Below are 25,191 nucleotides of genomic sequence, written 5' to 3' on the forward strand. Positions count from 1 at the left end.
ATGCAAGGCGGTTGGAAAAAGCGGCCGGGCCGGCCGCCGCGGTCGTCGTCCGGCATGGCACGAAATTCGCCGCCCTGCCACTTGCGCCGGCCCCCGCCTGCAGCGCGCCGGCAGGGACGCCACGGACCGCGCTGGCGAACCCTTGTGAAGTTTTCATGACAAGCGTTGTCCTGCCCATTTGGGTCGTCAAATTATTAAATTATGACAATCTTCCGACAAGGCATGGTGAAACATTTTGCAATTTTTTCAGGAACCCAGTATTGACGGCCTCGGTGCCGGGGCAGCCCTGCTTCCTTGTCTTTCCGCCTTACGCGGTCTCCGGCCGTTTTTCTTCGCAATAGATGCATTATTTCGATGTGTTGTATTTTTGCGGAAGTTTTTCCAATGTCGTGTCGTCATTTACGGGCATGCAGACATTCCGTGCGGATGGCAACGCCGCCACATACGCGGCGAAGCCGGGAAAACCCGGCGGCGGCCGGCGCGCGCGGCGCGGGCTGCCCCCATGGACATTCGACATGATCGCCGCTACTGCCGTCGCGCGACGCGGGGGTCTGCGGCGGCCGGGACATGACCGGTTCCCGGGACATGCCGCCTAGCACCTCGTCACGCACCCTTTTTGTGCCTGCCGACCGGGGCGTCGGAGCATGGAGCCAGCCAGACGGACCAGCACAGACCCTGGCCCACACCCCACCATCCGGCAGGCCCGCCAGAATCCCCGCGCAGAACGGCGGAGGGACTGCCAGGACAGCCCGCACCCGACCATCCTTATTCCTTCCCCCGGATCCTGCGTCAGCCCATGAAACAGTCCCGACTTATGACGATGCCCGCCCCGGACCGGCGGCGCGCGCCGGCTTTTCCCCTGGCCGCCGTCCTGGCCGCCGTGCTGGCGACGGCGGTCCCGCCGGCAGCGCGTGCCGACGCAACGGTGCGCGACGACCATGGCACGCTGACCGTGCCCGCCAATTCGCCGATCGCCGGGCGATTGACCGTCCAGCCGGTCACGCTGTCCACCCCGTCGCGCGCCATTCCCATTCCCGGTGCGATCATGGCCGAGCCGTCGCGTTCGCTGGCCATCCTGCCGCCGCTGACCGGGCGTATCGTCAGCCTGGCGATCGCGCCGGGCGACAGCGTCACGCGCGGCCAGGTGCTGGCGGAAATCGTGTCGGGCGACATGGCCCAGGCCACCGCCGACGCGTTGAAGGCGCGCGCGGCGCTGGACCAGGCGCATCGGGCGCTGGACCGCGCGCTGGGCGTCGCAAGGGCCGGCGGGGCCGCCGTGCGGGACGTGGAGGCGGCGCGCAGCGCCTATCTGCAGGCCGCGGCGGAAGAAGAGCGCGCCGACGCGCGGCTGGCGGCCCTGGGCGGCCAGGGCGCGACCGGCGGCAGGATGGTTCTGCGGGCGCCGGTCGACGGCATCGTCTCGGCGGTCAACAGCGCGGCCGGCGCCTATATCTCGGACGTCACGGCCGCGATCATGACCATTGCCGACATCCGGCAGGTCTGGGCCACCGCCAGCATTCCGGAAAACCAGGTGCCGCTGGTCCAGGTCGGCCAGCAGGCCGACATTGCCGTGCCCGCGCTGCCGAACCAGGTGCGCCACGGCGTGATCGCCGCGATCGAGCCGGTCATGCATGCCGACACGCGCACCCTGCAGGCGCGCATCGTGCTGGCCAACGACGACGGCGCGCTGAAGCCCAACATGTTCGCGACGGTGACCGTCCAGGCCCCGCAGCCCGCGCGCATCATGGTGCCGCAATCGGCGCTGCTGATGAACAACGACCAGGTGACCGTATTCGTCGAAACCGCGCCCCACACCTATGTCCGCCGGATCGTCGACATCGTCTATGACGACGGCGCGCTGTGCGAGGTGACCTCCGGCCTTGCGGCCGGCGAGCGGATCGTGACCCAGGGCGCGGTGCTGCTGAACGATGATTAATGATTTCATCGCGCTCTGCCTGCGGCAGCGGCGCATCGTCTTCGCGGTCATGATCGTGCTGGTCGCGCTGGGCAGCCTGGCGTGGCAGATGATCCCGGTGGAAGCCTATCCCGACCTGGGCGCCGTGAACGTGCAGATCACCACCCAGGTGCCGGGTCTGGCGGCCGAGGAAATCGAGCAGCAGATCACCATTCCGCTGGAGCGCCAACTGGCCAACACGCCCGGCCTGGTCGACAGCCGGTCGAGTTCGACCTTCGGCCTGTCGCTGATCACGCTGATCTTCCGCGACGGGACGGATGTCTATTTCGCCCGCCAGCGCGTGACGGAACAGATGACCCAGGCGCCCCTGCCGCCGGGCATCACCCCGTCCCTGGGGCCGGTGACGGGGCCGGCGGGCGAGATCTATCGCTATACGCTGGAATCCGACCGCAAGAACCTGATGCAGTTGTCCGATATCCAGAAATGGATCGTCATTCCGGCGCTGATGCAGATTCCGGGGGTGGCCGCCATCAATAATTTCGGCGGCTTTACCAAGGAATACCAGATCGTCCTGGATCCGGCGGCGCTGTTTCGCTACGGCGTCGGGGTCAATGACGTCATCAGCGCCCTGCAGGCGAACAACGCCAACGCCGGCGGCGGGCGCATCACCCGTGGCGAGCAATCCTATATCGTGCGCGGCGTGGGGATGGTGCACACGCTGGACGAGATGGGCGCCATCGCCGTCACCCAGCGCAACGGCGTGCCGATCCTGATCCGCGACCTGGGCCAGTTGCAGCTTGGCCACCAGGTGCGCGAGGGCGTCCTGGGCAAGAACGGCAATTCGGACACGATCGAGGGCATCGTCACGATGCTCAGCGGCCAGAACCCGTCGCTGGTGCTGCGGGACCTGCATGCCGCCGTCAGGCAGTTGCAGGCGCAGCTTGCCCCGATGGGCGTGCGCATCGTGCCCTATATCGACCGCGACAACCTGGTGCAGACCACGATCGACAAGGTCACCCATACGGTGATCGAAGGCGTGGGCCTGGTCTTCATCATCCTGGTGCTGTTCCTGGGCAGTCCGCGCAGCGCCATCGTCGCCGCCGTGACCATTCCGCTGGCGCTGGCCACGCTGTTCGTGCTGATGCACATGCTGGGCATGCCCGCCAACCTGTTCTCGCTCGGCGCGATCGATTTCGGCGTGATCGTGGATGGCGCCATCGTGGTGACGGAGGCGATCCTGCGCATCCGCGAGGAGCATCCGGACCATGTGATGGACGAGGACGACATCCTGGCCGTCACCAAGCATGTCGGCAAGGCGATCTTCTTCGCGACGCTGATCATCATCGTCGCGTACGGGCCGCTGTTCGCCTTCCAGGGGTCCGAGGGGCGGCTGTTCCGCCCGATGGCCTTCACCGTCAGCTTCGCGCTGCTGGGCGCGCTGATCTGCTCGGTCGCGCTGACCCCTGCCCTGGCCTATCTGGCCATGCGCAAGCCGCACCGGCTGTTCCACAACGCGCCGCTGGAGGCGCTGCATCACGGCTATCGCCGCCTGCTGACGCATATCGTGGACCGGCCATGGACGGCCTATCTGGGCGGGCTGGCGGCCTTTGTCCTGGTCGGCTGGCTGGGCGCGCACACCGGCCGCGAGTTCCTGCCCGACATCGACGAGGGCGCGCTGTGGCTGCAGGTCCAGCTTCCGTCGGGCCTGTCGCTGGACAAGGCCAGCGCCATGGCGGACGAGGTCCGGGCTGCGATCCGGTCCTTTCCCGAGGCCAGCTATGTCGTCACCCAGATGGGGCGCAACGATTCCGGCACCGATCCGTGGACGCCGTCGCATATCGAGGCGCCGGTCGGCCTGACGCCCTATGCCACCTGGCCGCACGGCGAAACCCGGGTGCAGTTCATCCGGCGCCTGCATGACCGCCTGGCCCGGATTCCCGGCGTCAGCTTCGGGATCAGCCAGCCGATCGCCGACAACATGAACGACCTGGTGGGCGGCGCGCACAGCCCGCTGGTGCTGCGCGTCTATGGCAACGATTTCAAGGAACTGCGCCGGATCGGCACCCAGATCGTCGGGATCATGCGCCAGGTTCCGGGCACGGTCGACGCCTCGATCTTCCAGGAGCCCGAAATCCCGCAACTGAACATCACGGTCGACCGGGAAGCGGCCGCGCGCTATGGCGTCTCGGGCACCGACATCATGAACGTCGTGCAGAACATGATCGGCGATGCGGCGATCGGCCAGGTCTATGTCGCCGACCGGATGTACGCCATGACGGCCCACATGCAGCGGCGGCTGAACAACAACCTGCCGGCGATCGCGCAGATTCCGCTGACCGGGCTGAACGGCGCGCGGATCCCGCTGGGGCTGGTCGCCCATATCTCGCTGGAGACGGGCGAGGCCAATATCGCCCATGAGATGAATCACCGGCAGATCACCATCCGCCTGGATAACGGCCAGCGTCCGCTGTCGCAGTATCTGGCGGACGCGCAGGCCCGCATCGGCGCGCAGGTCCATTTCGACGCCGCGCAATACCGGCTGGAATGGGCCGGCACCTTCCAGCAGGAGCAGCGCGCCCAGGCGCGCCTGACGGTGGCGCTGGCGATCATGTTCGCGGTCATGCTGGTGCTGCTGTTCGGGCAGTTCGGGCGCATCCGCCAGGCCGTGCTGGTGCTGGCGGTGGTCCCGATGGCCACGCTGGGCGGGCTGATCGCGCTGGATCTGCGAGGCGAGACGCTGAACATCGCCACCGCCGTGGGCTTCATCGCCCTGTTCGGCGTCGCCGTGCAGAACGGCATCATCATGGTCTCGGCGATCAACCGGCTGCGCGGCGACGGCATGAAATTGCGCGACGCGGTGATCGAGGGGGCCAGCGAACGGTTCCGTCCGGTGCTGATGACCGCGACCGTCGCCAGCATGGGCATGCTGCCCGCGGCCCTGGCCACCGGCATCGGCACCGACGTGCAGCGCGGGCTGGCGACCGTCGTGGTCGGCGGGCTGGGCATTGCCACGCTGCTGACGCTGTTCATTTTGCCCACTTATTATTGCGAGATGGAAGAATGGTGCGCCCGCCGCGACGCCCGCAAGGGACGCCCGACATGATCGCCCGCGCGCGACGCCCGTGGCGCCGGGCCCTGTGCCGTGCGGCCCTGCTGAGCACCGTACTGAGCACCGTACTGGGCGCCACGCTGGATCTGGGCGGCTGCGCGGTCGGGCCGGATTTCCGGCATCCGGCCGCGCCGGCCACCCGTTTCGCGCAGGGCGGACAGCCGGCCGGCACCGTGGGCACGGCCGATCCGGCCGGCGCGGTCCAGACATTCCACCCCGGAGCGGACATTCCGGCCCAATGGTGGATGCTGTTCCATTCGCCGGCGCTGGACCGGCTGATCCGCCATGCGCTGGCCAACAGCCCGACGCTGGACGCGGCCCGCCACGCCCTGCGCGTAGCCGACGAAAACCGCAAGGCGCAGATGGGGCCGCTGTACCCCAGCATCTCGGTGATGTACAACCCGGCGCGCTTCAAGACCTCGCGCACCTACTCGGCGGTGCCGGCCAACAATAGCTGGCTGTATACGGTGCATACCGCGCAGCTCAATATCGCCTATCAGCCCGATATCTGGGGCGGGGTCCGGCGCGGCATCGAGGTCACGACCGCGCAGCGCGATTCCGCGCGCTATCAGTTGGAGGCGACCTATCTGACGCTGACGGGCAACCTGGTGCAGGCCGTGATCGCCTATGCCGCGCTGCGGGCGCAGATCGACACGGTGCAGAGCCTGATCGCGAGCCAGCAGCGGATCCTCGATTCCAGCGTGCGCCAGCAGGCGCTGGGCCAGTTGGCGGATGCCGACATCGCCCAGCAGCGCGCGCAACTGGCGCAGGACCAGGCGATGCTGCCCCCGCTGCAACAGCAACTGGCGCAGCAGCATGACCAGATCGCGGCCCTGGCCGGCGACATGCCGGACGACCCGACGCCCGATTTCACCCTGGACGGGCTGACGCTGCCGCGGGACCTGCCGGTCAGCCTGCCGGCGCGCCTGATCGACCAGCGGCCGGACATCAAGGTGGCCGAGGCGGACTGGCATGCCGCGTGCGCGCAGATCGGCGTCGCCATCGCCAACCGGCTGCCGAATATCCAGTTGAACGCGCAGCCCGGCTTTGCCGCCGCGTCGGTGGGGCAGATGTTCGCCCCCGGCTATGGCCAGTGGATGATCGCCGGCACGCTGACCCAGCCGTTGTTCCAGGGGTTCCAGTTGCTGCACCAGGAGCGCGCGGCCCGCGCGGCCTATGACCAGGCCGCTGCGCAATATCGCGCCGCCGTGGTGTCCGCCGTGCAGGACGTGACCGACAGCCTGGTTGCCGTCAGGACCGACGCGTCCACGCTGGTCGCCGACGCCGATGCCGAGCGCGCGGCGGCGCGCAGCCTGGACATCACCCGGTCCCGGCTGGGGCTGGGCGACGCCAGCCAGGTCGCGCTGCTGGCGGCCGAGCAGGCCGAATTGCAGGCCCGGCTGACGCTGGTGCAGGCCCGCGCCGCCCGTCTGTCAGATACGGCCGGCCTGTTCCATGCGCTGGGCGGCGGCTGGTGGAACCGGGCCGGGGCGGACGGCGCGCCACAGGGTTAAGGGTCTGGTGTCTGTCGCGTTGGAGAAACCTCTGCTGCGCGCCGTCCGGGTGGGGTTCCACGTCCTTTGGATGCGGCGTGGCGTAGTTCATGCATCATGTGCGAATCGAATCTTGAATGACATGCAGTCATTGACTAATTTGTTGTCAGTGACTGATGGAGATATCCATGGCCGTCATGACTATCCGCAATTTTGACGACGGTCTCAAGAAACGGCTCCGCATCAGAGCGGCCATGCATGGTCGGTCCATGGAAGAGGAGGCGCGCGATATTTTGCGTACCGTCCTCTCCACCGAAAACCCGGCACCGTCGGACCTCGGCCGGGCTATTCGTCAACGTTTCGCCAAGCTGGGCGGGGTTGATCTGCCGGCCCTGCCGCGCGAGGCGATCCGGGACGTGGATTTCGGTGTGTGATCGTCCTCGACACCAACGTTATCTCGGAGCTTATGAAGCCCGAGCCTGACAAGCGCGTGTTGGGCTGGGTATCCAGTCTGCCGATGTCCGGCTTGTTCATCACCACGGTGACTCAGGCCGAGATCCTCTACGGGCTTGCGTTGCTGCCACACGGACGGCGACGCGACGGGCTGATCGGGGCGGCCCGTGCCATGTTCGATGAGGATTTTTCCGGCCGGATTCTGCCGTTCGACGGCGACGCCGCCCATGCTTATGCCGACATAGCCTCTGAACGGCGACGGGCTGGGGAGCCCATCAGCCAATTCGATGCTCAGATCGCCGCGGTGACCCGCTCCCGGGGCGCCGCTTTGGCGACACGAAACATCCGCGATTTCATCGAATGTGGGATCACACTCGTAAACCCGTGGAATGAAGGGTGAACCGAAACCGACCGTGAGGGACGAAGGTACATCTTCGCCGTCCGAAAGATACGCTGGAACCGCCCCTGTCACCGTTGTTTTGGGTGCCATTGTTTGGGTCGCCATCGTTTAGGCGGGATTCGCGCGCGTTGCGTTCAGCAGATCAGGGCGGTGCCGACTGCGCGGCAGGCGCCCTGGGGGGTGCCCTGCCCGTTCCGGATGGTCCAGGTGCCGGGGCCGGTCGGCTGGGCGTGGTAGGTGCCGCGCATGGCCTGGCCCTGGCGGGCGATGTCGGCGTTGAGCCATTGCTCTTCGGGCGTCTGCGGCATGGACGGGCCTGGCGGTGCCGCCTGGCGCTGCTGCTGCAGGATGGTCAGCCGTGCCCGGTCGCGATCGATCGCTTCCTGCGCGCGTTGGCGGGCGGCGAACTGGCGCTGCTGGATTTCGGTCTGCAATTGCATGCGCAATTGCTCTCGCGCGGCGGGGTTGGGGGGACAGGCGCCCGGGTTCGCCCCGCAGCCGAACTGCGCCCGGGCGGGCGGCGCGCCGAGCGCCGCCAGCAGGATCACGGCCCATAGCGCGCGGCGGCGGCCGATGCCTGTCGGGGCGCCGGTCATGGGACCGGTCAGGGCGCGCCGGGCGCGAAGCTGTTGGCCAGCCATTGCCGCATCAGGCTGTAGGCGCGTCGTGCCGCCGCCGGGTCGTAGCGGCACATGCCCGTGGGGGAAGTTGCCTCGGTCTCGGTGAAGCAATGGACGGCGTGGCCGATCACGACGAACTGCCAGGGTGCGGGGGCCTGGCGCATTTCGTCCATGAAGCCGGCGAAATCGGGGGCGGTCGTGGCGTCGTCCGCCCCGTTCATCGCCAGCACGGCGGCATGAATGGCGCGTGCCCGCGCCGGATCGTCGGTCGTCAGATTGCCGTGGAACGACACGACGGCCCTGACGTCCGCCCCGCTGCGCGCCAGGTCCAGCACCGCGGTGCCGCCGAAGCAGAATCCGATGGCCGCCAGCCGTGCCAAATCGATCGGCGCCGACCCGGCCTGCGCCTTGAGCACCGCCAGCGCGTGGCCGATCCGCCGCCGCATCAGGGCGCGGTCGGCCATCAGCGGCCGGATGGCGGCCATGGATTGCGCGTCGTCCCTGGGCCGGATCGCCGCGCCGTACATGTCGGTCAGCAGAATGACGTAATCCTGGCCGGCGATCATGCGCGCCTTGTCGATGGCGATCGCATTCACGCCATGCCAGTTGGGCACCATCACCAGGCCGGGCCGAAGCGTGCGCACCGCGTCGTCATAGACCAGGACGCTGTCGAAGCGCGTGCCGTCCAGCACCCAACTGACGGGACGGGCGACCATATGGGCCTGCGCGATGGCCGGCAGCAGGCAGGCCAGCACGGCCAGCGCGCAGGCCCGGCCGAGCAGGCTCATGCTCCGCTTCGTCACCGCCCGCCTCCCTGGCGCGCGACCGCGTCGACCAGGCGGTCGACGACGGACGGATCGGCGAGGGTGGACAGATCGCCCAGCCCGTCCAGCTCATGCCCCGCGATCTTGCGCAGCAACCGGCGCACGATCTTGCCGGAGCGGGTCTTGGGCAGGTCCGGCACGAGATAGATCGTCTCGGGCGCCGCGTAGCGGCCGACGACCCGGACGATGGCCTGCGTGGCATGTCCGGCCAGGCCGTCCGCCGTCCCGTCGCGCGGCACGGCGAAGACGACCAGTCCCTGCCCCTTGAGATCATGCGCGATTCCAACCGCCGCGCATTCGGCGAAGCGATGGTCGGTCGCCACCGCGTCCTCGATCTCGGCGGAGCCGATCCGGTGGCCGGAGACATTGATGACGTCGTCGACCCGGCCGGTGATCCAGTAATATCCGTCCGAGTCGCGCCGCGCCCCGTCGCCCGAAAAATAATAGCCCGGCGCGAAGCTGAAATAGGTCTGGCGAAAGCGCGCATGGTCGCCCCAGATCGTTCGCGCCTGCCCCGGCCAGGATTGGGCCATGCACAGGCATCCCTCGCCCTCGCCCGCGATCACGGCGCCCTTGTCCGTCAGCAGCACGCTGTGCACCCCCGGCAGCGGCAGCGTGGCCGAACCCGGCTTCTGCGGCACCGAAGCGGGGAGCGGCGCGATCATGATGCCGCCGGTTTCGGTCTGCCACCAGGTATCGACGACGGGACAACGCCCCTGCCCGACGACGTCATGGAACCACAGCCAGGCGTCCGGACTGATCGGTTCGCCGACGCTGCCGAGCAGGCGCAGGCTGGACAGGTCGTGCCGCGCCACGACATCGTCGCCTTCGCGCATCAGGGCCCGGATCGCCGTCGGCGCGGTATAGAAGGTCGTGACCCGGTGACGGGCGATCACCTGCCACCACCGCCCCGGCGCGGGATGGGAGGGCAGCCCCTCGAACAGCAGGATTGTGCCGCCATTGGCCAGCGGCCCGTACACCACGTAACTGTGGCCGGTGATCCATGCGACGTCGGCCGTGCACCAGAACACGTCGTCCGGCCGATGATCGAAGACCAGGTCATGCGTGAAGGCGGCCCAGACCATGTAGCCACCGGTCGCATGGACCATCCCCTTCGGCTTGCCGGTGCTGCCCGAGGTATAGAGCACGAAGAGCGGGTCCTCGGCGGACATCGTTTCGGCCGGACAATCCGCCGCGGCCTGCGCCAGCAGCGGCGCGAGGGCGTAATCGCGCCCGGGCTGCATCACGATTTCGGCGCCCGTCACCCGCAGCACCAGCAGGGCGCGCACAGCGTGCGCATCGGTGCGCGCCAGGGCCTCGTCCATCATCGCCTTGAGGGGAACGCGTTTGGCGCCGCGCCGCGCCTCGTCCGCGGTGATCGCCACGATCGCGCCGCTGTCGGCCAGCCGGTCGGCCAGGGCCTCGGCCGAGAAGCCGCCGAACAGCACGACATGCACGGCGCCGACCCGCGCGCAGGCCAGCATCGCCACCACGCTGTCGGCCACCAGCGGCAGATGCACCGCCACCCGATCGCCACGCCCCACACCCAGGGTGCGCAGGACGTTGGCCATGCGGCAGACCCGTTCATGCAGGGCCGCATAGGTCAGGCGTTCGGACTGTCCGTCCTGGCCTTCCCAGATCAACGCGACCTGGTCGGGCCGTGTGGCCAGGTGGCGGTCCAGGCATGAGATGCTGGCATTCAGCGTTCCGTCGGCGAACCAGCGGATCGCGACGTCCCCCGTGAAGTCCGATGCCGAGGCGATCGTGGGTGGGGACGCCCAGGCGATCCGCCCGGCCTGTTCGAGCCAGAATTGTTCGGGGCGTGCCGAGGCCGCCTGCTCCATCAGGCGCCGCCGGTCGGCATCGACGGCCGCCTGGGCGGCGAAGGCGGGAGGTGCGTGAAAAATCTCGTCTTGCATCGCGATGTCGTTCCCCGCCTGTCCTGCCCGATGGGGGCTCCTCTAACGAAGCCTCTCATAATCCACTCTATATGAATCCACTCTATATGACGCGCCGGGCCGGTGCGACGAGATATAGCCGGGCGCGGAAAAAAAGCCCCGGCGGAAGACCGCCGGGGCTGCTGGAGGGCGCGACAGGGCCGAGGAACAGGCCCAGGATAAAGGGACTCGGGAAAAGGGATTACAGGCCGACCGGCACCGAAAGCGACAGGAAGATGCCGCGCCCGGCCTGGGTGTTGAACAGCGGCGTCTTGTCCGCCGCATAGCCGAAGAAATAGACGATCTTGTGGCTGTTCAGCAGGTTGGAGACGTTCATCCGCACCTTGACCGGGGGAACCCAGCCATTGGTCTTGGGGAACGTATAGGCCAGGGAGAAATCGAGCTGCGAGAACGGGTCCATGCCCTGCCGCTGGTTGGTGTCGCCGTAGCGGCTGCCGACCCATTTTTCGATCAGCGACGCGTAGACGCCGTCATGTTCGTAGATCAGGCCGCCGGCCATCGTCGCTTCCGGCGCGTTGGCGACCCACTGGTCGGTCTTCTTGAGCTTGGCCTGGTTGATGCTGCCGTTGGCGAACAGGGTGAAGCCGCGCCCCAGGAAGATCGAGCCCTCGGCCTCGGCGCCGTAATAGTTCACGCCGCCCTGGTTGAAATATTCGGTGTTCTGGCCGATCGTCCGGCTGGCCACCAGATTGTCGAAATCGATATAATAGACGTCGCCGGACAGGGTGAAACGGCGGCTCTGCCAGGCGGTGCCGATCTGGTAGTTCATGGTGTTTTCGGGGCTGACCTGGTTTTTCGACGGATCGCCGACATAGAAATAGGCCAGGTCAGGCGCCAGGAAACCCCGCGCGACCTGCAGGTAGGCGGACCAGTTCGGGCTTGCCATGTAATGCACGTTGATCGACGGCATCGGGGCCGAATAGCTCTGGCTGTAGTTCAGCGGGGCGCCGGTCTTCTGGTTGACCGGTGCCTCGATGTCGCGGTTCAGGATATTGTATTTGAACCCGGGGTTGATCGTCAGGTTCGGCAGGGCGTGGATCGCCAACTGAAGATAGGGCTGCATGCTGAGATTCTGGTCGTGCATGAAACGATCCAGCGCCGCGGGCTCGCCGTTCGCCTTGATGGTCGGCGGATTCAGCGCGCCGCCCTGCGTCCAGTCGACTTCATATTGCTGGCGGCCGTTGCTTTGATGCTCGATCCACAGGCCCAGATGGGCATTGACGATGCCGAACCCGCGCGAGAGGTCGAACGTGTCGCCCCAGGCGCGGTAGTCGTTATGCATCCGCTGGCCCGGGATGTCGTCGCCCGCCGGGCTGTAATAGGTCTTGGAATAGGCGAGCGTGCTGGACAGGTTGCCGTTCACGTCGCCGGCATTGTCCCCGTGATGGACGTAGGCGTAGGTATAGACCTTGTTGTTCAGAAGCCAGCCGGCGCCCAGGTCGAAATTCAGGCCGATATATTCCATATCGGTCTGGATATGGTCGACATTGATGTTCTGGTAATTCTGCGCGTGCGGATTGTTCGACAGGCCGTAATTCGGGCCGTATGTCGCGATCTCCTTCAGCGACACGCCGGGCGGCACGTCCTGCACGATGCGGTTGTGCATCGCCATGACGGTCAGGGTCGTGGACCGGCCGACCGGCTGCACCCACTTGCCCATGAAATTGGCGCGGTGCTGGTCGGCGTAGGTCAGGTAGCCATTGCTGTCCAGCGCCTCCATGTCGACGAAGAAGGCGCCGCCGTTCAGGGATTTCAGGCGGCCGCTGTCGAATTCGCCGCCGTAATTGTTGGTGCTCCACGACCCCACGCTGCCGTAGGCCTCGGCCGTCGCGCGGTCCAGCGGATTCTTGGTCGTGACGCTGATGGTGCCGCCGAACGTGGCGTAGCCGATGGTCGAGGCGTCGCCCGGCCCGCGATCCACGCTCATGTCGCCCAGGTCGTGCGCCATGAAATAGTTGGTGGAGTGATGCGTGAAATTGTTGGTGTCGGCAAACGGGATGCCGTCCAGCAGGACGTTGTACTGGCCGTCCTGGAAGCCGCGGATCGACAGGCCCTGGCTTTCGGAGAGGCCGGGGCCGTTGGTCGAAATCGCGGTCACGCTGGGCGAGATCGCCGCGATCGTATCGTAGTTGGCGCTGGGCGGCGCGTTGTTCTGGATGAAATGCTGGCTGATGACCGAGGTCGGCTGGAAGGCGGCGAGCGGGGCCTTGCTCGGCGCCTGGTAGGCGGCGGAATTGACCAGTTGATGCCCGATCGATTCGATCTGTTCGGGCCGTTGTCCGGCCTGGATGGCGGTGCGCCGCGCCTGGCTCTTCTGCCGTGCGGCCGATTCCGCCTGCGCGGGCTGGACCTGGCCGTCATCCTGCCCCGCCCGGGCGGCGAGCGCCGTGGCGGCGTTGAAGATCATGCCGGCGCAGATCAGCGACGTCGACGCCAGACCGCATGCGCGGCGGCCGATCGTACGGCTTGCCGCGCGGTGACCGGAAACAACAAGACGATTCATGAAAACCCTCGACAATTCATGTCGGTCGCATCAGCCAAGTGGTAGCGATCACGACAGTCGAGGGGTCTCTTATCACGGGTCTGTGTGGAGACCCGTGAAGTTGTCATTCCAATTATGTGAAGAAATTATGTATTTTTTGGCGATTTTTTAAGAGAAAAATAATGGAATTGTTGTATTTCCATCACAGATGCTGCGCGCCGGCAATAGATGCGTCACGAGAGCGATTTGTAGCATAAACAACGAAGCCCGGCGCCCTGTCGGGGGCGCGCCATGCCGGATCCGTGGATGGTTCAGAGACGCAGATGGTCGAGGCGCAGCCGGCCCCTTGGATCGCTGAGCCGTGCGGCGGTCAGGATCGACGACAGGGTGGCGCCGATCATGTTGCCGCAGACGATCAGGCTCATCAGCACGATCTGGTATTTCGACGCGTCCAGCGGGTTCATGCCCGCCAGGATCTGGCCGGTCATGATTCCGGGCAGGGTGATGATCCCGGCGGCGGCCATCTGGTTCAGGGTCGGGATCAGCGCCGTGCGGATCGCCTGGCGGATCAGGCTGTTCATCGCCTCGGCCCGGGTGGCGCCCAGGATGATGCGCGCCTCGATCGCCATGCGTTCGCGCCCCACGGACGACAGCAGCGTGTTCATCGCGAGGCTGGTGGCGTTCATCACGTTGCCAAGGAGCAGGCCGGTCATGGGGATGGCGGTCCGGGCGGCGTACCAGGGATGGGGCTGCAGCGCCGTGAGCAGGCCGACCAGCACCACGATGCCGGTGCCGATCACCGTGCTGGCGCCGCCGATGCCGAAATGCCAGGCCGGGGCCAGGCGCACCGCCTGGCGCGACCCGACCTCGTAGGACGCGGCGGCGAACATGACGAGCAGGACCGACAGGGTCAGCCATACCGAGGCGCGTCCGAAGACGAACAGCAGCACGCTGCCCGTCAGGATCAGTTGCGCCGCCATGCGCACCGCCGCGATCGTCAGCGTGCGCTGGATACCCAGCGACAGGACGATCGACAGGATCGCGCACAGCGCGATCAGGCCGCCCGCCAGCAGCAGGTCGCCGGTCGTCAGCAGAATGGGGGTCACGCGGCGCGCGCTCCGGAGAAGCGCCCCTGTTCCATGTGATGCCGGCGGTCGGCCATGCGGTCGGCCTGCGCGGGATCGTGCGAAACCAGGATGATGACGGCACCCTTGTCCTTCTCGGCGCGCAGCAGGGATTCGACCTTGGCGGTCGTGGCCTCGTCGAGGGCCGAGCAGGGTTCGTCGAGCAACAGGACCTGCGGCTGCAGGCGCAGGCCGCGCACCAGCGCCAGGCGCTGGCGCTCGCCGGTCGACAGGCGGTGTACCGGGTCCCGCAGCAGGCCGTCGCGCAGGCCGGTCCGGGCCATCAGCGCCCGCGTCGCGGCGTCGTCGGGCATGTGGTCGAGGACGGAGTCGGACCACCATCCGGGCTCGGCCGGCAGGTACTGCACCTGCCGCCGCCAGCGATGCGCCGGCATTGCCGCGCAGGACCGGCCGTCCAGCATCGCGTCGCCCCCGTGCGGATCGAGATCGGCGATCATGCGCAGCAGCACCGACTTGCCGGTGCCGGACATGCCGGTAATGACCAGGCATTCGCCGCGCGGCACGTCGAAATTGAACGGTCCGGCAAAAGGGCTGCCGAGACCGCGCACGGACAGGCCGTGGGAGAGTGCGGAAGGAGACGGGTCGGGCACGCTGCTGCAACCATTCCGATGTTCGGGGGGAAGAGAACGGCGAAGACGGGGGCTTGAATGGATGGCGTCAGGATTCCGGGTAGACGAAAAGATGCCTGGCGTCGAATTCCAGCGAGGCGTGCGCGGGTGGAATCTCGTGGTCGAGGCTATGCACCGACCAGCCCAGATGCGGCAGGCGTCACAGGGTCCGCCATCGTCGGGCCTCGCATGTGGCATATGCTACAGAATGAAGTTCTTATGAACCATGGCCATGCCGCGGAGCAGGTCTGGTATGTTTTCTAAATTGCATTTTAGTGCGGGGGATTATCTTGGAACGGGATCCGATCGTTGAGAGCCTGCATCCCGATTCGGGCCTGTCCGCGACCGCCCGCCGCATCGCGCAGTTCATTCATGCCAATCGCGCGCTGACCCTGGCCAGTTCGGCCGCCGACCTGGCGCAACGCCTGGATACGTCGGATGCCACGATCATCCGTTCGATCCAGGCCATGGGTTTCGAGAGCCTGGCGGAGATGCGCCAGACGCTGGTCGCCAGCCTGAGCCCGGCGAGCAACCCGGCCACGGCGCTGACCCGGACGATCCGGGATATCGGTTCGGACCTTCCCGACGCCATCGGCGCGATCCTGGGCACCCATGTCGAGATGATCGCGGCCTTGCAGAATCCGGCGGCGCAGGAGCGCATCGTCAACGCGGTGCGCTGCCTCTATCCTGCCCGGCGGGTGGCGATTTTCGGGATCGGTCCCTCGACCGGTCTGGCCGATTACCTGTGCCGGGTGCTGAACCGAAACGGCCGCAGCAGCTTCGTCATCGGCACGACCGGGCGGGCCTTTGCCGATGACCTGGTCAGCCTGCGTGAGGGAGACGGGCTGGTGGTCATGGCCTATGGCACGCTCTACCGGGAAATCGCGGTCCTGTTTCAGGAAGCGTCGCGCCTGGGCCTGCCGACCGTTCTGGTGACCGACCGCATTCAAGCGGAGAATGTGCCCCCGGGCACGGCGATCGTTTCGGCCATGCGGGGCAGAGAGGAACATATCGCCCTGCATTCCGCCACCGTCGCGATCCTGGAGAGCATTGCGTTCGGCCTGTCGGTTGCCGATCGCGAGCAGACCGTCGACGCGCTCGACCGGCTGAACCGGTTCCGCAGCCGGATCGAATATTTTTAGAGCATTTCCACTGAACCAATGTTCAGTGGAAATGCTCTAAGTTATTATTTTATCGGGCGCCTTCACCCGTTCAAGCGAGTCCGTTTGAACGGGATCTGCTCTGGAATGGCGGAGTATTTTCCCCTGACGCCCGACCATACCCAGGGCCCTGGTGCGCCCGGGATATGGTCATTCAGGATCGAGGCCGTTCGGAACTGGCCGTTCAGGACTCGCCGGATGGCCGGCCGGCGCCCGGCGCGCCCAATGGCACGGTTTCGAAACACAAGGAATCCGCGACCGGCGGATAGCCGCGGGACGAGACGGACTGGCCCTGATGCTGGACCGAAGGCGAGCGATCAGGCTTTACGCTTTCATCTGGCTGCATGGCTGGATCCTCCCGAGAGAACATCGGTGTCAACCCGAGTCAGCTACGGAAGTTCCATCGATCGTTACGATTCTTTTTCTTTTATTGCGCGCGACCGGCCTGGGCATCGTGCCCGCAAGGTGGCGGAGCGCGGCGAACCATGTCCCGGCCCATGTCCCGGCCAATGTTCCAGCCCCTTGTTCCGACCTGGGGGCCATCAATGTTTGTTCATTTCTGGAACACGGCGTCATGAGACCCCGGGCGTGTCCAGCACCCCCGGGGACGAGCGGTCAGTGGGCGCGAACGGCCGTGACTTCGATTTCAGCCAGCCATCCGGGATTGGCCAGGTGGGCCACTTCGAAGGCGGATCGCGTCGGCAGCTTGGGCTGCTGCGCCGTTCCGAAGAATTCGGTATAAGCTTTCATCATCCCGGGGAAGTCGATCTTGCCCAGCTTGGGATCGGCGACCATGTAGATATGCATCTGCACGACGTCGCCCATCGTCAGCTTCAGCTTCGCCAGTTCGGCCTGAATCCGGGTCAGGGCGCCGCGCACTTGCGTCTCGGTATCGCCATAGGCCGCCAGCGTCATCGGCTTCGCGGTCTTGTCGATCGCGGGCGCGCCGATGCCGCTGAGATAGATCGTGCTGGCGCCCGGCGGCACCTCGATCGCCGTGGCGATCGGAAAATGGCTGGCCGGATCGGTATGGCGCACCACGTCCGCCGCCCGGGCCGCCGAAGCCGTGCCGCACGCCAGGGCGGCCGCCAGGGCCAGCCCTGCAAACTTGTTCATCGTCATCTGAATCAATCCTGTTCGGGGGTAATGACCGGGCGCTGGGACGCGACGTCGGCCGGCTTGACCATATCGGTGTAGTGATTGCCGAAATTGGTGCGGACGTAGTTCACGACGTCGGCCACCTGCCTGTCGTTCAGCAGCCCGGAAAACCACGGCATGCCGCCGAAGCCGTTGAGCACGACATAGACGGGGTAGTCGCCGCTGGCGAGCTTGGGATTCCCGGCCAGGGCGGGGAACCGCGCGCCCGACCCCATGGCGCCCTTGCCGTCAGGCATATGGCAGCCCTGGCACACATGCTGGTAGACCGCCGCGCCGTTATTCAGGGGCTGCATCTTCCCCACGACGGCGCTGGCGCTGTCGGCGCGGGCCTGGGTGGCGAGACATGTCGCGGCCGCGAGACCGGCCATGAGGAAAAAGGTGGAACGCATCAGGCAGCTCCCAGCGCACGTTCGTGCAGGCGGGTAATGGCATCCAGCGACGACAGGATCGCACCTTCCTGCCAGCAGCCGATATACGAGGCGTGCTCGCCCGCCAGCACGATGCGGTTGTCCATCGCGCACAGCGTCTTGTAATGGGTCTTGCGCGATTGCTCGGACCACATGGAACAGCATCCCAGCGTCCAGGGCATGCGGCTCCAGGCCAGGGCGACGCCGCCGCGGAATTCCTTGCGGTAGTTGGGATGGATCACCTGTCCCTGCGCCAGGCCGTGCTCGATCCGCTCGGCCGGGCTCATGCCCGCGAAATCATAGGCCGCCGGGCCGAACATGTAGCCGCCGAGCAGGACCGCCGGTCCCTTGGAGAAATAGCCGTGGCTCGGGTACGAGATCTGGCTGATCGGCTGGTCGGTGAAGCTGATGCCGCCGTAGATCTGATCGTCTTCCTCCCAGAACCGGCGGTTGAATTCCAGCCCCAGCTTGACCGACGACGCATAGGGAACCGCCGCGATCGCGGCCTTGAGCGGGCCGCTGACCTGCACGTCGAGCTGCGAGAGCACCGACAGCGGGATGGTGCAGACGCAGTAATCCGCCTGGGCCTGACGTACGGCGCCGCCATGCGCCATATCGTTATAGGTCACCGTCACGCCGCGATCGTTCTGATGGATCGACGACACCTTGCAGTTCAGCGTGATCAGGTCATGCACCTGGCGGGTAAATGCCTTGCCGATCTGGTCCATGCCGCCGACGGGCTGGAACATGGTCGTCTGCATGTCCAGCCGCTCATGAAAGGCCATCCACTGCCACAGGCCGGAGCGCATGACGTCGTCGCGCGCGAACAGGTCCGAGGGAATCGGCGCGCCGTTGACGCCGCCGCCCTGGGACTTGGCAAAGCCGCGGCGCAGGGAACTGATCGCGCCCTTGCGGTATGATCCGTCGGGCTCCAGCCCGCCCCAGCCGCGCAGCGCCGCCGCGACATGGGCGCGTTCGTCGCCGGACATCACGTCGTCCAGCTTGTGCTGGTCGATCGCCTTGGACAGCAATTCGGCGGTGAAGCCCGTGAAGTCGGACGCATAGTCGCGATAGCGCACCGGCTTGCCGCCGAAGACCTGCGAGGAATGCAGCCAGGAATTGTGGTTCAGCTCGATGAACGGTTCCAGGTCGACGCCGAACGCCTTGCAGTAATGCAGCAGCCCCTGATGATGATAAGGGATGCGCCACGGGCCGGGATTGATGTAGTTGCCCGACGCGAACTGCACCTTCTGGGTTGCGCCGCCCAGCTCGGTCAGCGTGTCGCCGCCGCGGAGCGAGATGTTGCGGCCGCCGCTGCGGCTCTGGAATTCCAGGACCTGGACCTGATAGCCGGCCTTGCGCAGCTCATAGGCCGCGAGCATTCCGGCCAGACCGGCGCCCAGCACCAGCACCTTCGTGCCGTGCTTCGCCCCGCTCAGGGCCGGGGGGCCGGAAAAATCGGTGCCCGCCGCGTGTCCCAGGCTGGTCATGGCCTGGTAGAGGGCGGCGCTTCCCCCCAAGATCCCGATTCGGGTCAGCATCTGGCGGCGCGTGGCCGCCGGACGCCGAAAAGCATTTGTCATCAAGCTTCCCCAGAAAGACATCACAGAAACATGATCGGGCCCGACGAACGAAGCCGCGCCACGGGGGAGCATAGTTACAGGTTTCCATTGCGCTTGGGCAATCGTCGGATTTTCCCATCGTAACGGTTTTTCTCCGGCCCATGTCGGGAGGGGGCCCGTCTTGAGCGAAAAAGCGGGCCGGGAAACCGCGATTCGGTCCGATCGCCCCGTATCGCACGGCGTATTGCACTGTTACCGATCCGCAACAGGCGGGCGGAAATATCTCGCTTGCGAATGAATCTGGCGCGATCAGGTCGCCCGGCTGCCGGGGGCCTCGTCACTGGTAATATAATGTTGCAACGAGGTTATCCTGGCCGCCGCCTCGTCGAGGCGGAACTTGACCAGGTCTCCGATACTGACCAGGCCGACGATTGCGCCGCCCTCGAGCACCGGGACATGCCGGGTGCGGCAATCGGTCATGCGACGTGCCACGATGGCGATATCGTCGTCCAACGCCGCGACCGGCACGTTGCGCATCATGACGTCGCGGGCCAGAAGGTGGCCGAAATCGGCCTCCTGCCGTGTCAGAACGGTCACCAGCGTCCGTTCCGACACCAGCCCCTGCAGGGTGCCGGCCCGGTCCGTCACCGGGACGCCGCCGATATGCCGCGTACTGAGCAGGCGGGCGATCTCGTCCACCGGGGTCTCTTCCGGCACGGTCTCGACGTGATGGCCCTTGCGATCCAGCACCTGCAGAACGGACGTGGTCATTTCTGCGCCTCCTTCCCGCGCCGGGTGACAGGCCCGTCAGATTGGGCGTGCGGCCTAGCGGGGAAAGGGGGCCGGCGCGGGAGAGGCGCCAAGCGCATACAGAAAAGCGTGAGGCCGTGCGGTCATGCCGGCCACCAGGCCGCCGCTCCATCGCACCAGAGGTCCGGGCAGCAGGCCCAGCAGGATCACCACGACGGCCAGCAGCGCCGCCGGACCGGGGGACGACGGCGCCCCTTCCCTGCCGGTCGCGGCCGCGTCGGCGGGGGTGGGCGCCATCATCGTCCGCGCGACATTCAGGTAGTAGTAGAGCCCGATCACGCTTCCGACGATCACGGCCGCCGACAGGACGATGCGATCGGCCGACATCGCAGCCGTCAGGATATAGGCCTTGGCGAAGAAGCCGGCGACCGGGGGGATGCCCGCCAGCGACAGCAGCATGACCGACAGGAGGCAGGCGACGGCGGGGCGGCGTTGGAACATGCCGCGCCAGGCGTCCAGTTCGGCCTCGCCGCCGGCCATGCCGAGCGCGGCGAAGGCGCCCAGCGTGGCCGCAGAATAGACCGCCAGGTAGAAGGCCGCGCTGCCCGCCCCGAGGGTGTCGGCCGCCAGCAGCGGCACCAGCAGGTAGCCGATATGGGCGATGGACGAGCCGGCCAGCAGCCGTTTCAGATTCGTCTGGCGCAGCGCCAGGAGGTTGCCGCCCAGCATGCTGAGCACCGCCAGGGTCGACAGTTCGGGAGACAATGCCCCCATCCCGCCCGCGACATAATGGACCAGGGCGACGAACAGCGCGATCTTCGACAGGACCGCGACGAATGCCGCGACGGGCACGGCGGCGCCTTCGACCACGTCCGCCAGCCAGAGATGGAACGGCACGACCGACAATTTGAAGAACAGGCCGGTCAGGACCATGATCGCCGCCGCCGCGCCCAGCATGCCGCCAGGGCCAGCCGGGGCGGCGAATGTCAGCTTGCCCCCCAGCAGATAGGACAGCGCCAGCCCGAAAAGCAGGATTGCGGACGAAACGGCCGACAGGATGAGATATTTCATCGCGGCCTCGGCGGCCTCGGGCCGGGTCGCGCGGTAGGCCACCAGGCCGGGGAGCGACAGGCTGAGCGTTTCCAGCCCCAGGAAGAGCGCGATCGCGTGGGCGCTGGCGGCCACCGTGACCGCGCCGAGCGTGCCGAGCAGCAACAGCATGTGGCCTTCGGCCCCGCCGGCGCCGTCCAGGCGGCGCCATGCCATGGCCAGTACGGTGCCGGCCGCCAGCAGGATCAGCCCGCTTCCGTAGGTGAACCAGCCATCCGCCACGAACAGCACGGCGTCGTTCCCCGCCTGTCCGGCGCCGGCGATGGAGGAATGCGCCGCCAGGGCGATCAGCGCCAGCGCCAGCGTGACCGCGGCGACGATCGCACTGCCGGCGCGCAGCCACGCCAGGCAGGGCAGCATGACCAGGATCCCGGTCCCCAGTACCAGCAACGGCAGGGGAATGGGGGGAAAGAGGCTCATGACGCATGCGCCGCCGGCGCGACCGGGCGCGCGGTATCGGCCACGGGTTGCGGATACAGGCCCAGCGCGATCAGCAGGATGATCGCCCCGCCGAGCACCGCCATGTCCCGTGGCCCGAAATCGTCGATCCGGCGGGCCTCCTGCGTGGCCAGCGGCCCCATGAAGGCGCGCCCCAGCATCGTCAGGCCGTAGAGTGCCGAAAGGACCAGTCCGGCCGCCGCCAGGCCGGCCAGGAGAGGGCTGACCCGCCAGGTCGCCAGCAGCACCAGGAATTCGCCCACGAAATTGCCCAGCCCCGGCAGGCCCAGGGAGGCGACGGTAAAGACCAGCCCCATCGCCGAAAGCTGGGGGATGACGGCCCACAGCCCGCCCATGCTGCGCAGGTCGCGCGTATGGAGCCGGTCCTGCAGCGCGCCGGCGATGGCGAACAGGGCGCCGGTGCTCAGTCCGTGGGCCAGCATTTGTACCACCGCGCCTTGCAGGCCCAATGCCGAGCCGGAGAACAGGCCCAGCAGGACGAAGCCCATGTGGCTGACGCTGCTATAGGCGATCAGCCGTTTCATGTCGTCCTGGGCCAGCGCCAGCACCGCGCCGTACAGGATGCCCGCAACCCCGAGTGCCATGGCGACGGGCGCCAGTTGCGCCGAGGCGGCCGGGAACAGCAGCAGCACGAAGCGGATCAGGCCGTAGCCGCCGGTCTTGAGCAGCACGCCCGCCAGCAGGACGCTGCCGGCCGTCGGGGCCTGGGTATGGGTGTCGGGCAGCCAGACATGCAGCGGCACCACCGGCAGCTTGACCGCGAACGCCGCGAAGAAGCCCAGCGCCAGCAGCAGGCTCAGCCGCGGCGGCAGCGCGGTGCCCGCGAGCGCGAAATAATCGAAGGTGAGGACGCCGCTCTGCCGGAAATGGGCAATAACCAGCCCGAGGATGGACAGCAGCATCAGCAATCCGCTGCCCTGGGTGAACAGGAAGAACTTGATCGCCGCGCGGGCCCGGTCTTCGTGCCCCCAGAGGGTGACCAGGATGTAGAGCGGCACCAGCATCAGTTCCCAGAAGAAGAAGAACAGGAACAGGTCGGTGGCGATGAAGACCCCGTTCACCCCGGCGATGGCGAGCAGCAGGAGCAGGTGGAACAGTCCCGCCTTGTCGCGGACGTCCCGCGCCGCCGTCACCACGCAGGGATAGGTCAGCACCGCGGTCAGCCACAGCAGGGTCAGCCCCAGCCCGTCCAGGTCGCAGCGCAGGGCGATGCCCAGCGCCGGCACCCAGGGGAGGGACAGGTGCAGCAGCCACGGACCCTGTGTCCGCAGGCCGCTCCAGGTGATGACGGCCAGCAGCGCGGTCAGCAGGATGATCGTGCCGATGCTGACGAACCAGGCCGCGCGCGGCGCCGTGCCCCGCCGGTCGGCCAGCCAGGCGAGCAGGCCGCCGGCGAGCGGCAGCACCACCAGGGCGGCCAAGGCGATCATGGGCGCACCGCCAGGCACAGGGCCGCGATGGTCGCGGCGGCCACCCAGCCGGCGTAGCGCCGGACCTGGCCGTCCTGCATCCGGCCGAGTGCCCTGCCGCCCCAGGTCGCGGCGCCGGCCAGGATGGTGGGCAGGAGATCGCAGACGTCGTGGCGCAGCGATCGCGTCAGGGCCTGGAACGGGGCGACCAGCAGGGCGGCGTAGGACGCATCGAAGCCCCAGCCGTCGCGGGCGAAGCGGGCGACCGGCGTGGCGGAGGGGTGCGGGAGGGCGGCGGGGCGCCAGATGATCCAGGCGAGGGCGATTCCGGCGAGGGGCGCGAGGGAGCCGGCGAGCAGCAGGGGGATGGCGTGATGTTCGGCGGGCCAGCCGGGGACGGGCATGATCTTATGGGAAAAGATGTGTACCGGGGCGATGATGTCGGGCATTTCGATCATGCCGCCGACGATGGCGAGGAGGGAGAGGCAGGCCAGGGGGACGGCCATGGTCCAGCCGGTGCGGCCGGTGGCCCCGCCGTGGGGTTGACCCGCGAAGACTATGAAAACACAGCGAAAACCGTAGAGGCCGGTCAGGAATGCGCCGGCCAGGGCGCCGATCCAGAGCAGGGGGTCGCTGTCCCAGGCGGCCTGGAGGATGGCTTCCTTGCTGTAGAAGCCGGCCGAGAGCAGGGGCACGCCGGCCAGGGCGGCGGCGCCGGCGACGAAGGCGGCGCAGACCCAGGGCATGACCCGGGCGAGGCCGCCCATCTGGAAGATGTCCTGCCGGTGGTGCATGCGCAGGATGACCGCGCCCGCCGCCATGAACAGCAGGGCCTTGAAGAAGGCGTGGGTGACCAGGTGGAAGATCGCCGCCGACCATGCCCCGCAGCCCAGGGCCAGGAACATGTATCCGAGCTGGCTGATGGTCGAGTAGGCCAGCACCCGCTTGATGTCGGTCTGGGCCAGCGCGCTGCCGCCGGCCAGCAGCAGGGTCGCCAGCCCCACCCAGGCGGTGAGGTGCATCACCAGCGGCGCCGGCAGGAACAGTGCGTGCAGCCGGGCGATCAGGTAGACGCCGGCCGTGACCATGGTGGCGGCGTGAATCAGCGCCGAGACCGGCGTGGGGCCCGCCATGGCGTCGGGCAGCCAGACCTGGAAGGGGAGCTGCGCCGACTTGGCCACCGCGCCGCCCAGCAGCAGCAGGGCCGCCAGTTCGGCCTGGGGGCCCGCCAGGCCCTGGGCGCGGTCGAGCACCCGGGCGATGTCCAGGCTGCCGGTCCGCGTGGCCAGCAGCAGCAGGCCGGTCAGCATCAGCACGTCGCCGATCCGCGTGACGATGAACGCCTTGCGCGCCGCCGCGCCGTTTTCGGCCTGGCGGTACCAGAAGCCGATCAGCAGGTACGAGCACAGGCCCACGCCCTCCCACCCCACATAGAGGCAGAGCAGGTCGGCGGAGAGGACCAGCACCAGCATGGCGGCGACGAACAGGGTCATGCAGCCGAAGAACCGCGCCTGGTCGGGATCGTCGTGCATGTAGCCGCAGGCATAGAGCAGGATCAGGAACCCGACCCCGGTGACCACCAGCATCATCACCAGGGAGAGCGGATCGACGACGAAGGCGATATGCGCCGCGAACCCGTCCAGGCGCATCCATTGCCACAGCGTGACCCGGCGGACATGGTCCGGGGTCGCGAACAGCAGGCGCGCCGTGCCGAGCGCCAGCAGGAACGCAGCACCCACCGAGAGCGTGGCCAGCGCGCCGGCGGCGGCGGGGCGCATCCGGCCGGCCGAGAGGAACAGGATGGCGGCGGCCAGCAGCGGGCAGAGGACGATGGCGGGCGGCAGCAGGGCGATCGGCATGGCCCTATCCCTTCAGCCGGTTGCCGGTGTCGGCATCCAGGGTCGGGCGCCCCGCCGTGTGCAGCCGCAGCAGGATCGCCAGCCCCACCGCGGCCTCGGCGGCCGCCAGGGAGAGGATCATCAGGAACATCACCTGCCCGTCGGCCGCGTGCCAGCGCGCGCCGGCCGCGACGAAGGCCAGCGCCGCCGCGTTGAGCATGATTTCCACCGACATCAGCATGAACAGCAGGTTGCGCCGGACCAGCACGCCCAGCAGCCCCAGGGCGAGCAAGGTGCAGGCCAGCAGCAGCGCCATGTCGGGGGCGGCCAT

General features: G+C 67.4%; 20 protein-coding genes. 6 read left to right on the top strand and 14 right to left on the bottom strand.

The window, feature by feature from the left end:
• Positions 1-814 precede the first annotated feature (814 nt).
• The 5 genes from AAC691_RS05250 to AAC691_RS05270 all read left to right on the top strand — a co-directional run bounded on the left by AAC691_RS05250 (position 815) and on the right by AAC691_RS05270 (position 7,370).
• Positions 815-1,936, top strand: coding sequence for an efflux RND transporter periplasmic adaptor subunit (locus AAC691_RS05250; RefSeq protein ID WP_342629198.1), 1,122 nt, complete (start codon positions 815-817; stop codon positions 1,934-1,936).
• A complete protein-coding gene (locus AAC691_RS05255) occupies positions 1,929-5,018 on the top strand; it encodes a CusA/CzcA family heavy metal efflux RND transporter (protein ID WP_342629199.1) in 3,090 nt (1,029 codons plus the stop codon). The genes AAC691_RS05250 and AAC691_RS05255 overlap by 8 nt, the downstream gene beginning before the upstream one ends.
• Positions 5,015-6,538 carry an efflux transporter outer membrane subunit gene (locus AAC691_RS05260; RefSeq protein ID WP_342629200.1) on the top strand — a complete coding sequence of 508 codons (1,524 nt, stop codon included), beginning with the start codon at positions 5,015-5,017 and terminating at the stop codon, positions 6,536-6,538. The genes AAC691_RS05255 and AAC691_RS05260 overlap by 4 nt, the downstream gene beginning before the upstream one ends.
• 167 nt (positions 6,539-6,705) lie before the next feature.
• Positions 6,706-6,951 carry a FitA-like ribbon-helix-helix domain-containing protein gene (locus AAC691_RS05265; protein WP_342629201.1) on the top strand — a complete coding sequence of 82 codons (246 nt, stop codon included), beginning with the start codon at positions 6,706-6,708 and terminating at the stop codon, positions 6,949-6,951.
• Positions 6,948-7,370, top strand: a complete 423-nt coding sequence (locus AAC691_RS05270; RefSeq protein ID WP_342629202.1) for a type II toxin-antitoxin system VapC family toxin — start codon at positions 6,948-6,950, stop codon at positions 7,368-7,370. The genes AAC691_RS05265 and AAC691_RS05270 overlap by 4 nt, the downstream gene beginning before the upstream one ends.
• A gap of 134 nt (positions 7,371-7,504) precedes the next feature.
• Here AAC691_RS05270 and AAC691_RS05275 read toward each other — a convergent pair whose 3' ends face one another.
• The 6 genes from AAC691_RS05275 to AAC691_RS05300 all read right to left on the bottom strand — a co-directional run bounded on the left by AAC691_RS05275 (position 7,505) and on the right by AAC691_RS05300 (position 14,989).
• Positions 7,505-8,011, bottom strand: coding sequence for a hypothetical protein (locus AAC691_RS05275; protein WP_342629203.1), 507 nt, complete (start codon positions 8,009-8,011; stop codon positions 7,505-7,507).
• Positions 7,975-8,793, bottom strand: coding sequence for a dienelactone hydrolase family protein (locus AAC691_RS05280; protein WP_342629204.1), 819 nt, complete (start codon positions 8,791-8,793; stop codon positions 7,975-7,977). Before AAC691_RS05280 ends, AAC691_RS05275 begins: the two co-directional genes overlap by 37 nt.
• Complete coding sequence (acs, locus tag AAC691_RS05285) at positions 8,790-10,733, bottom strand: acetate--CoA ligase (protein WP_342629205.1); 1,944 nt, start codon at positions 10,731-10,733, stop codon at positions 8,790-8,792. Before acs ends, AAC691_RS05280 begins: the two co-directional genes overlap by 4 nt.
• A 220-nt stretch (positions 10,734-10,953) precedes the next feature.
• Complete coding sequence (locus tag AAC691_RS05290; RefSeq protein ID WP_342629206.1) at positions 10,954-13,275, bottom strand: TonB-dependent receptor domain-containing protein; 2,322 nt, start codon at positions 13,273-13,275, stop codon at positions 10,954-10,956.
• 290 nt (positions 13,276-13,565) lie between these two features.
• Positions 13,566-14,360: an ABC transporter permease gene (locus AAC691_RS05295; RefSeq protein WP_342629207.1), complete on the bottom strand. Its 795-nt coding sequence runs from the start codon at positions 14,358-14,360 to the stop codon at positions 13,566-13,568.
• Positions 14,357-14,989: an ATP-binding cassette domain-containing protein gene (locus tag AAC691_RS05300; protein ID WP_408906060.1), complete on the bottom strand. Its 633-nt coding sequence runs from the start codon at positions 14,987-14,989 to the stop codon at positions 14,357-14,359. The genes AAC691_RS05295 and AAC691_RS05300 overlap by 4 nt, the downstream gene beginning before the upstream one ends.
• A gap of 308 nt (positions 14,990-15,297) precedes the next feature.
• Here AAC691_RS05300 and AAC691_RS05305 point away from each other — a divergent pair, with 308 nt between their 5' ends.
• The gene (locus AAC691_RS05305; RefSeq protein ID WP_342629208.1) at positions 15,298-16,149 is read left to right on the top strand and encodes a MurR/RpiR family transcriptional regulator; all 852 of its coding nucleotides are present in this window, start codon (positions 15,298-15,300) and stop codon (positions 16,147-16,149) included.
• Positions 16,150-16,782: 633 nt separating this feature from the next.
• Here the strand turns inward: AAC691_RS05305 and AAC691_RS05310 are convergent.
• The 8 genes from AAC691_RS05310 to nuoK form a co-directional block, all read right to left on the bottom strand.
• Positions 16,783-17,289, bottom strand: coding sequence for a RidA family protein (locus AAC691_RS05310; protein WP_176639885.1), 507 nt, complete (start codon positions 17,287-17,289; stop codon positions 16,783-16,785).
• A gap of 5 nt (positions 17,290-17,294) precedes the next feature.
• Positions 17,295-17,714, bottom strand: a complete 420-nt coding sequence (locus AAC691_RS05315; protein ID WP_342629209.1) for a cytochrome c — start codon at positions 17,712-17,714, stop codon at positions 17,295-17,297.
• Complete coding sequence (locus AAC691_RS05320; protein ID WP_176639887.1) at positions 17,714-19,315, bottom strand: flavin monoamine oxidase family protein; 1,602 nt, start codon at positions 19,313-19,315, stop codon at positions 17,714-17,716. The genes AAC691_RS05315 and AAC691_RS05320 overlap by 1 nt, the downstream gene beginning before the upstream one ends.
• Positions 19,316-19,603: 288 nt before the next feature.
• Positions 19,604-20,065: a CBS domain-containing protein gene (locus AAC691_RS05325; RefSeq protein WP_176639888.1), complete on the bottom strand. Its 462-nt coding sequence runs from the start codon at positions 20,063-20,065 to the stop codon at positions 19,604-19,606.
• Between the two features lie 54 nt (positions 20,066-20,119).
• Positions 20,120-21,574, bottom strand: a complete 1,455-nt coding sequence (locus AAC691_RS05330) for an NADH-quinone oxidoreductase subunit N (protein ID WP_342629210.1) — start codon at positions 21,572-21,574, stop codon at positions 20,120-20,122.
• A complete protein-coding gene (locus AAC691_RS05335; protein WP_342629211.1) occupies positions 21,571-23,043 on the bottom strand; it encodes an NADH-quinone oxidoreductase subunit M in 1,473 nt (490 codons plus the stop codon). Before AAC691_RS05335 ends, AAC691_RS05330 begins: the two co-directional genes overlap by 4 nt.
• Positions 23,040-24,881, bottom strand: a complete 1,842-nt coding sequence (gene nuoL, locus AAC691_RS05340) for an NADH-quinone oxidoreductase subunit L (RefSeq protein ID WP_342629212.1) — start codon at positions 24,879-24,881, stop codon at positions 23,040-23,042. Before nuoL ends, AAC691_RS05335 begins: the two co-directional genes overlap by 4 nt.
• A 4-nt stretch (positions 24,882-24,885) precedes the next feature.
• On the bottom strand, positions 24,886-25,191 hold the full coding sequence (gene nuoK / locus AAC691_RS05345; RefSeq protein WP_342629213.1) for an NADH-quinone oxidoreductase subunit NuoK: 306 nt from the start codon (positions 25,189-25,191) through the stop codon (positions 24,886-24,888).

The sequence above is a fragment of the Nguyenibacter vanlangensis genome, assembly GCF_038719015.1.
Classification (GTDB): Bacteria; Pseudomonadota; Alphaproteobacteria; order Acetobacterales; family Acetobacteraceae; genus Gluconacetobacter; species Gluconacetobacter vanlangensis.